At 44.0% G+C, this 13,083-nt stretch carries 12 protein-coding genes; 4 read left to right on the top strand and 8 right to left on the bottom strand.

Translation table 11 applies throughout. The features are described 5' to 3' along the window. Positions 1-22 precede the first annotated feature (22 nt). Positions 23-1,414 carry an MATE family efflux transporter gene (locus tag ACWU4D_RS00715; protein ID WP_456049450.1) on the bottom strand — a complete coding sequence of 464 codons (1,392 nt, stop codon included), beginning with the start codon at positions 1,412-1,414 and terminating at the stop codon, positions 23-25. After that, entirely contained in the window at positions 1,411-1,860 is a 450-nt protein-coding gene (locus tag ACWU4D_RS00710) for a MarR family winged helix-turn-helix transcriptional regulator (RefSeq protein WP_456049449.1), read from the bottom strand. The genes ACWU4D_RS00715 and ACWU4D_RS00710 overlap by 4 nt, the downstream gene beginning before the upstream one ends. Before the next feature lie 273 nt (positions 1,861-2,133). On the opposite strand from ACWU4D_RS00710, the gene ACWU4D_RS00705 reads away from it, so the two are divergent. Further along, the gene (locus ACWU4D_RS00705) at positions 2,134-3,075 is read left to right on the top strand and encodes a DMT family transporter (protein ID WP_456049448.1); all 942 of its coding nucleotides are present in this window, start codon (positions 2,134-2,136) and stop codon (positions 3,073-3,075) included. Between the two features lie 17 nt (positions 3,076-3,092). Here ACWU4D_RS00705 and ACWU4D_RS00700 read toward each other — a convergent pair whose 3' ends face one another. The 5 genes from ACWU4D_RS00700 to ACWU4D_RS00680 all read right to left on the bottom strand — a co-directional run bounded on the left by ACWU4D_RS00700 (position 3,093) and on the right by ACWU4D_RS00680 (position 7,610). Next, positions 3,093-3,608, bottom strand: a complete 516-nt coding sequence (locus ACWU4D_RS00700; protein ID WP_456049447.1) for a GNAT family N-acetyltransferase — start codon at positions 3,606-3,608, stop codon at positions 3,093-3,095. 137 nt (positions 3,609-3,745) lie between these two features. After that, positions 3,746-4,582 carry an aspartate dehydrogenase gene (locus ACWU4D_RS00695; RefSeq protein ID WP_456049446.1) on the bottom strand — a complete coding sequence of 279 codons (837 nt, stop codon included), beginning with the start codon at positions 4,580-4,582 and terminating at the stop codon, positions 3,746-3,748. Positions 4,583-4,730: 148 nt separating this feature from the next. Continuing rightward, a complete protein-coding gene (locus tag ACWU4D_RS00690; protein ID WP_456049445.1) occupies positions 4,731-6,008 on the bottom strand; it encodes a TRAP transporter large permease in 1,278 nt (425 codons plus the stop codon). Between the two features lie 54 nt (positions 6,009-6,062). Next, positions 6,063-6,548 (bottom strand): TRAP transporter small permease, encoded by a 486-nt coding sequence (locus ACWU4D_RS00685; RefSeq protein WP_456049444.1) that lies wholly within the window; start codon positions 6,546-6,548, stop codon positions 6,063-6,065. A gap of 81 nt (positions 6,549-6,629) precedes the next feature. Next, on the bottom strand, positions 6,630-7,610 hold the full coding sequence (locus tag ACWU4D_RS00680) for a TRAP transporter substrate-binding protein (RefSeq protein ID WP_456049443.1): 981 nt from the start codon (positions 7,608-7,610) through the stop codon (positions 6,630-6,632). Between the two features lie 286 nt (positions 7,611-7,896). Between ACWU4D_RS00680 and ACWU4D_RS00675 the strand changes: the two genes are divergently transcribed. Continuing rightward, complete coding sequence (locus tag ACWU4D_RS00675) at positions 7,897-8,817, top strand: LysR family transcriptional regulator (protein ID WP_456049442.1); 921 nt, start codon at positions 7,897-7,899, stop codon at positions 8,815-8,817. A gap of 421 nt (positions 8,818-9,238) precedes the next feature. Here ACWU4D_RS00675 and ACWU4D_RS00670 read toward each other — a convergent pair whose 3' ends face one another. Beyond that, complete coding sequence (locus tag ACWU4D_RS00670) at positions 9,239-9,373, bottom strand: hypothetical protein (RefSeq protein WP_456049441.1); 135 nt, start codon at positions 9,371-9,373, stop codon at positions 9,239-9,241. Here ACWU4D_RS00670 and ACWU4D_RS00665 point away from each other — a divergent pair. Both ACWU4D_RS00665 and ACWU4D_RS00660 read left to right on the top strand, forming a co-directional pair. Continuing rightward, positions 9,363-11,594, top strand: coding sequence for an arylsulfatase (locus tag ACWU4D_RS00665; RefSeq protein WP_456049440.1), 2,232 nt, complete (start codon positions 9,363-9,365; stop codon positions 11,592-11,594). The two genes, ACWU4D_RS00670 and ACWU4D_RS00665, sit on opposite strands and share 11 nt — an antisense overlap. Positions 11,595-11,788: 194 nt before the next feature. After that, a complete protein-coding gene (locus ACWU4D_RS00660; protein WP_456049439.1) occupies positions 11,789-13,054 on the top strand; it encodes an anaerobic sulfatase maturase in 1,266 nt (421 codons plus the stop codon). Positions 13,055-13,083: the final 29 nt, after the last annotated feature.

Genomic DNA, 13,083 nt, shown 5'->3' with positions numbered 1-13,083 from the left:
GAGAACAAGTTTGAGCTCAATCTTATTTAGATGGGACTGTCGTCGATACCGAATACGTCGACATATCAATTTTTCTGTTTAGTTTCTTGATCTCAAAAAACACAATAGATACCGTGAGTAAGGTAGAAATCAAATCTGATGCAGGGAACGCAATCCAAATGCCGTCAGCCTGATAGTAGTGGGAAAGCAGCAATATCATTGGCAACAGCACAATAAATTGACGCGATAGCCCGAGAAAAAGTGCCGGCATTCCGCGGCCAATCGCCTGAAAATAGATCGACGAAATGATTTGTACCCCAATGATAGGAGTACATAGACAGAATGTTTTCAGCGCCGGAATCGCATACGCTTTTAGCTCAGGATCCGTTGTAAACATCCCAACAAGGTTACCCGGTAACACCATAGCTAAAGTAAAGAATACCACGGAAATCCCAGTGCCAAAGGCTAAGGCTAGCTGAAATACCTTTTTCACTCGTTGGTAGTTTTGAGCACCATAATTATAACCTGCGATAGGTTGAAACCCCTGTGCGATTCCCCCCAATGGCATCATCACGAAAGACATTAAGCGTGAAATAATCCCGTAGGTTGATATCGCAATATCACCACTAAACGTCCCGAGTAAATTATTAACAATAATCGCAATTAACCCAGTCCCCGCCATTTGAATAAAGTTAGGTAAACCTAATACGGTAACTTGTCTTACCAACCTAAATCGAAGAACCATGTGTGTGAATTTCAGTTTTAATACACCTTGCCCGCGTAAATAGTATGAAAATACCAGAATGAAGTTAGTTGTCTGGCCAATAACCGTTGCCCACGCAGCCCCTTCGATTCCCATATCTAAGGTGAAAATAAATATCGGGTCCAAGATAAGATTAATGACGACGCCAACAAGCATCACGTTCATCGCTTTCTTCGCATTTCCTTCAGAGCGGATCATGTTCATAGTAGACATGCTCATCATTTGAAACGGAACTGCAATCAGAAGGATTTGCACGTACCCTTTCGCGTAAGGAAGAATCGCTTTCGTCGCACCAAACAGAATTAAGGCATCTTCCAATGTATACGATAAAACTGAAGTTGCAATAATCGCGAGCACCAGAGAATATACAATGCACGTCCCAAGAACGGCTTCGGCTTCTTCTTGTTTACCCTGTCCCATTTTTCGAGACGCAATCGATGCACAACCTACCCCAACCATTTGACCTAAAGCACCAAGGGTAATTTGAATCGGAAACGCGATGGCCAGACCTGCAAGTGCCAACGCTCCGGCACCAAGTCCAACAAAAATACTGTCTACGATATTGTACAGCGCCATAACCATCATGCCGACAACCGCTGGAATGGAAAGCCGCATCAATAACGGCACAAGAGGATCGCTACCTAAAAAATCTGAGTTCGCTGCGCGTTTCATTTTGAATCCTGTAGTTGTTCTGAAATGTTATGAATGGTTCTAAGAGCTTGAAAAAGGTCTGTACGTTGTTCTTCACTTAGTGCCATGAACTTTTTCCCCAAATGGTTACGCAGGTGGGTGTCCATGAGCTCACCGGTTTCCAAACCCTTGTCAGTAATGGCTACCACGACTTTTCGTCTATCATCAGGGTGCTGAGAGCGTACAACCAATTCTAGCGTGATCAACTTATCGACGACGGACGTTAACGAACCTTTAGGGATCCCAACACGGTGCCCCAACTCAAGCATTGTGAGTCCACCACCACGGCGAACCGACATCAGAGTACGCATCTCTGTCTTATTGACCCCCAACTCACTCGGCACAATATGATCGTGCATCAGTTGATGGACAAAATGATGGGGAATCTGAAACAAAAGTAGAATATCGTCGGCGTCCAAGTTGATCATAAAAGCAGCTCATTTTTTAATTAAAGTATGTGTTGATAAAGCATGTCTAGATATAAAACAGAAAGAGAATTTAGTACGAAACGAGATAGTCTGCAAAAATATAGTCTGATTTAAGACAATATATGTGAGACGTTGATATGTCAATACGAAAGTTCCATAAGATGCATAATAATAATAGTTGGAACCAATCTTTATATCGTGAGAATAAACAAAACCGTGTTATGCTCCTCATTCGATTTTTCCACCTATAACAACAACCTTTAAAACTCCACTATGACGAATAAAACACTACGCTCCGACCTTCTCTTACTGCTCACGTCTGCTATCTGGGGTTTCGCATTTGTCGCTCAACTTAAGGGGATGGACTACATTGGTCCCTACTTATATAACGCTATCAGATTCGCTCTTGGTTCGATCTCATTACTGCCTCTAATCTATTTTCTTAACCGAAGAAATAAGAATAAAGATAGAAACCAAGTATCAAGTAAGAAAAGTGTTTTCGTTGCCGGGTTATTCGCAGGAACGATCCTGTTTCTTGGCGCGTCATTACAGCAAGTTGGCCTTCAATATACCACCGCAGGAAACGCAGGATTCATTACCGGGTTGTACGTTGTGTTAGTCCCCATTTTAGGCCTGGTTTTGAAACACAAAACAGGAGCCGCGACTTGGGTTGGTGCTCTATTTGCTGCAATCGGCCTCTATTTTATTAGCGTAAAAGATGGCTTCTATATCGGCAAAGGTGACCTGCTAATATTGGCGTGTTCGCTATTCTTTACCATGCATGTGTTAACGATCGATCACTTCGCCAAGCGTGTAGAGCCTGTCACTCTTGCCTCTATCCAATTTGCTTGGTGTGGCCTATTTAGCTTTATTGTTGCCATCATCAAAGAACCCATTATGCTGGAACCAATACTTCAAGCCACCGTTCCCATTCTCTATGGTGGGCTTGGTTCTGTCGGCACCGCGTATACCCTTCAAGTTATCGCTCAGAAAGACGCTCCACCCGCACACGCGGCGATTATCATGAGTTTGGAGTCCGTGTTTGCACTTATTGGGGGAATTCTTTTTCTCTCGGAAGGTATGACGACCAGAGGGTTATTTGGGTGTGGCTTGATGCTATTAGGGATGATTGCGAGTCAATGGGACGTCATTTTCAAAGAGCTATCTTCAAAAAAGAAATCCACGAAAAATATGGGGAACAAAGTTGCTGAGTAGCTTCTAGCCACGAGGGGTTAAAATGGGATACCGACCAGTTTAACCTCAATGGACGGCCATTGCTTATTGAGGGACAATACCATTGTATGTCCGGTGACCGTCCATTCTTGATTTGGGTTTAGTGCTTTTAAATTGTGTATGCATTGATAGCCACTAGATCCATACACTTCCTCATCTCCAAATAATATCGAAAACGCATCACCACGCTGAGTGCGATCGAGGTGAACTTCTTTTAAAAGACGCTTAACCAATCCTAGCTTTCGGTATTTGGGGTGAACGCAAACCTCGGCAATTCCACAGATTGCGCTAGGTTGTTCATCAATTATGACCTGCTTTTCATGCACAGCAATATGTGCAGCAAGTTCATCGCCTTGCCACAACATATATCGGTGCTGTGGCATGTCATTGTAATAGCGCTGTTTTTTGAAGATTTCCTCATCATTTCCACTAACAAAGCAGAGGCTAAGTAATTCTCGGAGCTGTTGGTCTAATGTTTCAGAAACATCGGAATCGTTAATGTGTTGATAAATCATCTAAGCACTCATTTTATTGATGACGTGTAATGGGAAGCGCAAAAGTAATTATCGTCATCAAATCATTGACTGTAGCTGCACGTCGGAATAATTAGGACGGGTATCTACAACTTTTGTTCGATTAAAGCTTCCACCCACTATACGCCATATATAACAGGCGATGTAAGATTTCTAATTGCTTTTACGATGGCAAGTGGAACATCTGCACTGGTACTTGGGTTTAACTCCGATGGTACACCTTGCCAATCAATATTCAAATTTCCAACAGTGCTATTAAATTCAACACGAGTTTTCATTGTTGAACTCACAGGATCGGCATGTAACTCAACATTGGTACTATCGAGTCCAGCGGTCGCGAGGGCAAGCATCGCAGTGATGTTACTGCTTTTGGGAAAAAGATGAGCGGCCTCACGAGCGGTTCCTTTAAAAAAGCAGGTTGTATCGGTGATATTTTTCAAGTCAACCAACTCTTCTGCGTGTGTACCTTGCCAAGACAACGTCGGTTTTATCTGTGAGATTGATACCTGTTCGACTTCCGCTAGCGAAGCCGCCGACATCCAATCGACACCGGGAAGCGCACCAGAGGATAATAATATTTTGGATCCAGACTGATCTGCAGCATCGATAAAATCTCGTAGCAGTTTATCGTTTGTGAAAAGTCCAATGCTCGACACAACAAGGTCGATACCTCTTTGCAACACATCAATACCATCACTATTCAGTGTTCCCTGCCCGGCAGCTTCAACGACAATATCGGGTTGTTGGGCAAAAAAATGCTCGCGACTCTCAGTAATGATTGATTTGAAATGATCCGATTGATGCCCATTTCTCGCGAGATTTTTCTGCTTATCTCGACACAACAGCGAGACTAAGGTTGCATTGCCTGCATCGCCATTTTCGATGCAACTCGCGACCATTTGCCCAACTGCACCTAAACCAATAATGCCGACTTTCAATGCTTGTCTTTGTTTCATTTCAATCCTTAACCAAAAAGATAATATTTAATATCAATGCCTTACTCCAGACAGCACGAAACATCGTAAGTCTTTACCTTTCTGGAGAACATCTAGACATAACTCAAGTAATAGGAGGTTTAATAATCGCTATTTAAATCATCAACCATTATTTAAAAAGCAGATCCGGTATCGCCAAGCTAATCCATGGGCAATAAGTGATGATCATTAAACCAACGAGCATAATAAGAAGAAACGGTATACATCCCTTGAAAATATCGGCTAACTTCATCTGTGAAATAGTGACGGCAACGAAAAGATTTAGCCCAACGGGTGGTGTAATCATTCCAACAGAATAATTGACGAGGTTAATAATTCCGAAATGGACAGGATCTAACCCAACTTCGGACGCGATCGGGGTCATTAATGGCGCGAGTACGATAATGGCCGATGAGCTATCAAGAAAAAATCCGGCAATTAACATGACAATATTGAGCAATGCGGTTATCGCAAACGTAGAATCACTCAATGAAAGTACGCTATTTGCAATAGCAGTAGGAGTACCGGTTATCGTCAATAACCAAGAAAATGCCGAGGCGCCCGCAGTAATCAACAATAGTGAGCCAGACGTAAGTCCGGTGTTTTCTAAAATTTTCCAAACATCTTTAGGGGTAATCTGCTTGTACACCACCATTCCAACAAACAGACCATAAACACAAGCCACGGAAGCTGATTCGGTTGCAGTAAACACCCCACTATAGATGCCACCTAATAAGATTACGGGTAAACCTAGGCCCCATGCCGACCCCTTAAATGCTTCTACCACTTCTTTCAGGTTCGGAAATTCAGTACCAAGATACTGCTTTCGTTTTGCATGAATAACACAATATGCAATCAACATACTCCCTAACAGCAACGCTGGAAGAATACCTGCCGCAAAGAGCTGGCCAACACTTGTTGCAGTCACCGAGCCATAAATGATCAATGCAATACTTGGCGGCACGATTGGCCCCAATGTCCCAGCGGTTGTCAATAAGCCAATCGAAAAGCGTTTGCTGTACCCCGCTTCAACTAACGCAGGGAACATAATGCTACCAATCGCAACCACAGTCGCAGGGCTTGAACCTGAAATTGAACCAAAAAATAAGCACGATAATACCGCCGCAGACGCCAGACCACCGGGCAACCAACCAATCAAAACTTGAGCAAGTCGAATGAGCCGAGTAGACAAACCGCCAACACGCATTAATTCCGCTGCAAGAATGAAAAAAGGAATCGCCATCAAAGAAAAATTATTGATGCCCGAAAACATCCTCATGGGGACGATAGTCGGATCCATCGGCCCTGCTAAACCAAGAGCTCCAACCACCGAAAAGGCAAGTGAGCCATAAATAGGCAAGCCTAATAACAACAATACGATAAAAATTGGGAGTAAGAATGCGATCATGAGAGGCCTTATACTAAAAAGAAAAGTAATCGTTCATCGTTGTAGAAACACAACTTACTTTCGTTGCATGTGCTCTTTATAAGCCGAATATATAAGCTCGCTATAGCGATAAATTTGAAGCGATGCAGTAATCGGAATAAATGCGTAAATGGAAGCTACTGGGAGTCTAAGCGCGGGAGAAAGCTGCCCTCTCATTAACGTGGCATAGAAAAGGTTACCGCCGTAATACAAAAGAGCTGCCGCGAATGCCAATCCTAAAGTCGCCGAGATCGCTTTAAATATTGGCAAATAAGTCTGACTAACAAGAACCTTTACAACATCGACCGTAATATGAGTACCACGACGAATGCCTAAGCTAGTTGACAAAAAAGTCATCGAGATAATGAGGTATAAGATGGCTTCTTCTGCCCAAAAAATGGAATCATTGAGACCATAACGAAATACGACCTGGACAAAAGTCAGAATCGTCGCCAGCGCTAAAATACCCGCGATAGCAAAACCTTCAACCTTATCTACAATGCGATTTATTCGTTCAAACATGCCTGTCTCTTTTTAGTCGTATTTCGAAATGACTAGAAAATGGTACCTTTACTTACGTTGCACAAAGGTACCAGTTTTCCATTATTCGCTATCTAACTCGGCGTAAACCAGGTCTAGAAGGTCTGAAGTAAGCGTGTCACGAAATTCTTCATGTACTGGTTTACTTGCCTCAATAAAGGCGTCGATCTGTTCAGAAGATAACTCTGTCACTTGAGTACTTTCTTTGATCGTTTCCAGAGCGGCACTTTCCAATTCATTGGTTAATTTACGCGAAACGTCTCGGCCATGATTAAACGCGTTGGTCATCACAAGTTGTAAATCCTCAGGTAGCGAATCCCAAGCATCCTTGTTCACGATAGCAGCATAGCCATGGTAAGCATTTGCGGTTAACGTCATGTATTTTTGAACTTCATAAAAACGCTTACTCGTGATATTGGCAATCGGGTTTTCTTGTCCTTCAATCACGTTCTGCTGAAGCCCATTATAAACTTCGGTATAGGCCATCGCCGTTGGGTTAGCTTCTAAATTTCGATAAGTACTCAATAGAATCGGGGATTGCATCGTTCGCATTTTAATCCCTTTCAAGTCTTCCGGCGTTTCGATTGGACGAACGTTATTCGTCATGTGGCGAAAGCCTGCTCCCCAAAAATTGACCGCATGCATGCCGTGACCGTCTAACGTATCCAAGATCTTACGACCCGCTGGACCATCGAGCACTTTTTTCATTTTATCTTCAGAAGGTAATAAGAAAGGCAGGTCTAAAATCTGAACACGAGGTTCGAAGTTACCTAAGGTAGCCGTTGGCGGAATGGCGATTTGAACCATATTCATTTGCAATTGTTCAATAATTTCTACATCACCACCGAGCTGAGCTGCAGGAAGTACTGTCACTGAAATGCGTCCGTCTGATTTTTCATTGACCTCTTTGGCAAAAGCAATCGCTGCCTGACCATTTGGGGTTTCATCAATAAGGACATGGGCAAATGTAAAGTTAAAATCTGCCGCTGAGGCAGCGCCGCTCAATAAAAGGGCTATAGCCATTGATAAACGTTTTTTCATCATAATTTCCTTATAGTTACATGTAAGTCTCGACTCTTCCCATGTCAATTTATTGCTCTCTAACTTGAGAACATAAATCACATCGTATGGGACAGGTGATGTATTCCTATACACAGCAAGAATCCGTATGCTTAATACCAAACTAAACGTCGCTCAGACCAAAGGCAATAGCAGTTTTCTTACAGTAACTGAAAAAAAATTTACATTAAAATCGCTTACATGTTATAAATTTTAGTATGAAATAAGACCATGAAGATCTCTGTCCAACGCCTCATCGGAATCAAATAATGTGAATACGCCTCCTGATCTGCTCAATATCAATTGGAACGACTTGAAGTATTTCTTAGCGCTAAAACGCTATGGACGTCTTTCCGTTGCCGCAAAAAAATTGGGATGCACGCACGTCACCATCGCCAACCGTATTGAACAACTTGAGCTTGCCATTGAAACCAAGTTATTTTTTAAAAACAGTAGAGGATTTCATTTAACGAAGGCAGGAGAAAATTTATTACCTTACGCCGAAGAGTGCGAAAGAACACTGCGACTCGCGAATGAGAATTATCGAAGCCGTCAGAATATTCGTTCAAAGATACGTATTGGCGTCACCGAAGGCTTTAGTAATTACTATCTCGCTTCTCGGCTTCCACAGTGGGTAAAAGACAAAAATATCGACATAGAGTTAGTCTCGCTTGCCGGTTTCACTGTCATGACAAGTGGAGAGGTCGACATCAGCATCACTATTGGTCCGCAAAAAGGGAGCAATATTATTCAAAAGAAATTAACGGACTACACCCTAGGTATTTTCGCCAGCCAAGACTACCTCGCCACCCGTCTACCCATCACACAACGTTCGCAGTTAACCGAACACCCCTTCATTGGCTATATAGAAGATCAAGTGTTTTCTAGTCTGTTAAAGTACCAAAACGAAATCTCGCCAGGTCTCCAGTTTGTATATAAAACAACGACAATACACACGCAATGTCAGGCGATAAAGACTGGGTTAGGTCTAGGCATTCTCCCTCACTTTGTCGCTTATGATGAGACGACTTTGAGTAGCGTAATTCCTAGCCAGCAACTTGATAGAGAGCTTTGGATATCAACCAGTAAAGATTTGCATCAATTTAAAGATCTCAAACTCACGTGGGATTTTATTATTAACAGCTGCTTGGCTGAAAAACATATCTTTATTTCGGGGAAGAATGTTCATTAGATTGATAAAGTCACGGGCGTATCTCGTGATACATTTTGCCACCATTAAGAACTAACTAAAAGAAGTGGCTGAGATCTTCACTACCCCTCCCCCCTTAACCCCTAACAACATTCCAGCAATGTGACGAAAAATGCCGAAAAGGTTTTATTTTTTTAACGATCAGTTCCCAGATCAATAAATGTCCAAATTTCTAATGATCTTGCCGGTATTTACTCATATAGTTTCATTCGAAATTGATGCACTTACAACAAAACACTTCGTTCAATATCTTATTGGTAAGTAATCATGGTGACTTTTTCGGAACGGGGTCTGCTATCAATTGAAATCTGGATTTTGAAACGTTCCGATTGCTGATGGTTCTGGTGGTTCCAGCCCCCCGTCAACTGGAACTCACTTGACGAGGGAAACACATGGATAGAGGTCAGTGGAATAAGTTATTTAACAGACCTACAGCAGTAGGCACTGCACTTGCTGTTGCGGCAACAATCTCACCGCTCGGAGCAGGTCCACACGCAGCGCCAGCCGAAAAATCAGATGGCGAAAATATGAAAGACATGTCCGCTTCTGATCTGAAGACTGATACTCAAAAACAAACCGATCCTAATATTGTCTATATCATTTTGGACGATATGGGCTTCTCCGATTGGGGGGCTTTCGGGTCTGAAATCAAGACTCCTAATATCGACCAGTTGGCTAAGCAAGGGTTGCGCTACAACAATTTCCATGTATCGCCGCTATCATCCCCGACCAGAGCGTCCCTTTTAACCGGTCGCGAAAGTAACACAGTCGGAATGGGTCACGTCGCAGCCTTTAATGGCCCACCAGAAAGAACCAACTTACAAGGGCGCATATCCCACAATGCTGCAACCATTATGCAGATGCTGAAAGAGAATGGTTACAGCACATATGGCGTTGGGAAGTATCATAATTCACCCAAAGTTCACAACACTCCTGCTGGCCCTTTCGACTATTGGCCTTTAGCTAAAGGCTATGATCGCTACTTCGGATTTCTCGATGGCGAAACGGATCAGTTCACGCCACAACTCATCAACGGCAATGAGACACTGCCTCCAGTCGATGACGAAAACTACATTCTCAACAACGACCTGATCGCTCACGCAAAGATGTACATAGCGGATCACGCATCGGTCTACCCCGACAAACCCTTCTTCATGAATTTTGCCTTCGGAACCAGCCACTCTCCTATACAGGTCGTCGAGAAATACGTCGATATGTACGATGGGGTTTACGACAAGGGCTGGGACGTCATCAGAGCAGAGCGATTTGAGCGCATGAAGGCCCTTGGCATCTTCCCTGCCGACATGGTTCTTCCAGCTTCCGACCCAGGGATACGGCCTTGGGATAGCCTTAGCGATGAAGAGAAAGAACTCTACGTTCGCTTCATGCAAGTCTACGCCGGCTTTATTACCGAAGCAGATGAAAAAATCGGTGAACTGGTCAGCTACCTGAAAAAGGTTGGCGAGTACGACAACACCATTATCGTTCTGCTCAATGACAACGGTGCCACAGATGCCGGTGGACCTGATGGAACCGACAGTTTTGCAGCGGCGCTGGCAGGCGGAAAAGCGAGAACACTTAAAGATCTCTATCCAAAACTTAAAGAGATTGGCGGGCCTAATGTTGCAGGCCTCTACCCGAAAGGCTGGGCGCAGGTCGGCAATACACCATTCAAAGGATATAAAGGCAACGTATACGAGGGCGGAATCAGAGCCTCACTGCTGATCTCCTGGCCTGAAGGCGACTTCGCCGATAAGGGCAAAGTTCGCTCCCAGTACCTGCATTCAAGTGATATCTCGGCAACAATGCTCGATATTATCGATGCTGAAGCACCAACCGTATACAAAGGCATCGAGCAGCTTCCGGTTACGGGTGTCAGCCTTGCGAGCACCTTTAACAACGCCGAAGCACCCGAAGTAAGGGATAACGCCTTCGTTCTCTATCAGAATAAGTCCTATATCTATGATCAGGGCTGGGTCGCAATGACACAGGATTTCAGCTCCGACCAATGGGAACTCTACAATGTTAACGAGGATATGGGCCAAACCACCGATGTCGCAGCTAAATATCCTGCTAAACATGATGAAATGAAGGCTCGCTTTTTTGAAATGACAAAAGAAGCTGAAGTTCCAATGCTACCCTTTTCGCCAATGCTGGCCGCTTACATCCCTAAAGATGCAGCCTCCGCTAGGAGCAGTTTCAAATATTATCCAGAAATGTCACACATCATCGGCGGATTTCCTCCTCACTCAGGAAGCATGACCATCACTGTTCCGATTAGCAGAGACGACAAAAATGACGAAGGCGTTCTCGTTGCATTAGGTGACAACATCGCCGGTTATACCTTCTACATCAAGGATGAGAAGCTTGTCTATGAGTACGACAGCCATGGCGTTATGTATAAAGTTTCGTCAGACACGAATGTGCCAACCGGTGATTCTGTTGTGAAATATGTGTTCGATAGAAAGAGTCGCAAGAACGGTATCGGCACACTCTTCATCGACGACAAGCAGGTCGGTCAAGGCGAAATCGGAACCTCTGCGAATCTCGGACCTGAAGGCATGGATGTTGGTAAAGACCTCTTCCTTCCTGTTAGCAAGGCATATGCCGACGAAGAGAATGGTTTTGCCTTTAGTGGAAGCATCGATTACGTCCAGTTCGATGTGAAACCATTCATGGCTGGGCCTCCTCCGGGTGCTGGCAAGCCAGGTGCAGAGGGCGGTCGTCCACCGGGTGCCCCTGCCGCAGCGAGTCACTAGACCATACTTTAAGTTGAATATTTTATTTAACTTAAAGTGCTAAGAGCCGAGGCTGGGTTTTCCCAAAAGGAATCCCAGCCTTGGCTCAGCTTTTATGTCGTTTAGCGGAGCGGCCTAAGGTTGTAGTGGCACACAGGTCGAAGGTTAATTTTCCAAACTGAACTCACCCCACAACATAGAGAAAGAGATATAAAATGAAAACCGATGATCGCCAAATAGGAAGCGGCTATCACATGATGGCAAAACCGATGGGGCCTCTGTGCAATTTAGATTGTGAGTACTGTTTTTATTCAGAGAAGAAATCATTTCTTCGAAAGGAAAATTATTACCGCATGTCGGATGAGGTACTCGAAGCCTTTATCAGTAAATACATTTCCTCACAGGATATTCCAGAAATTCAGTTTGTATGGCAAGGAGGTGAGCCGTCTTTAGCGGGCCTGGATTTCTTTGAGCGAGTCGTTCAAATTCAAGCCAAATACGCGAATGGCAAGTCGATCGTCAATGCCCTGCAAACCAATGGGACACTGCTGAATGACCAGTGGTGCACTTTCTTAAAAAAGAACGGCTTCCTCGTCGGGCTAAGCATCGATGGGCCAGAGCTATATCACGACCGCTATCGCGTTGACCATTCAGGCAAGCCAACATTAAGCAAAGTCCTCACCGCCCTTAATTTATTGAAAAAATATGACATCCCTTACAATGCTCTTGTCTGCGTCACCAGAGAAACATCAAAACACCCACTCGAAATCTATAATTTCCTAAAATCGCTGGAGATTGAATACATCCAATTCACGCCGATTGTAGAAAGGGTTCCAAACGATTCGCAGTTGAAGCAGGGGCTCAAACATGCAGCGCCACCTATTTATGATGAAGAACTGGATGTCACTCTATCACCCTACTCTGTTGAACCGGCAGTCTATGGTGACTTTTTAATCCAGATTTTTGAGCAATGGGTGCGCACCGATGTCGGCTCAGTTTTTGTCGTCAACTTTGAGTGGGCACTCGAATCCTGGCTGGGGCTACCATCAACAATCTGCATTTTTGCCAAACAATGTGGCAGCGCATTAGCATTGGAGCACAATGGCGATATCTATTCCTGCGACCATTATGTCTACCCCGACTATCTCCTTGGCAATGTCCTAAAAGAAGACCCTAAAAAAATGATTGCCTCAGATCAGCAGCAGAACTTTGGAGCAAACAAAAGCACCTCGTTACCGAAGAAGTGTCATAACTGTGAAGCCCTATTTGCGTGCAATGGGGAATGCCCCCGCCATCGCTTTTTAACCACCCCTAGCGGTGAACCGGGCTTAAACTATCTATGTGAAGGTTATTACAAATACTTCAGGCATATCCATCGCTACATGAAGGTCATGGTTCAGTTGATTGAACAGGGCCAACCCGCTTCCAAGGTTATGGACGTCGTTAAAGACCCACTCGTCATTATTAAGGAAAAATCGTGAAGGGAAACCAAATCTTAATGGCAAATGGG

It is taken from the genome of Vibrio phycocola (assembly GCF_053850235.1).
Note: the sequence above shows the minus strand (reverse complement) of the source record. Positions and strands in the feature narration are given on the sequence as shown.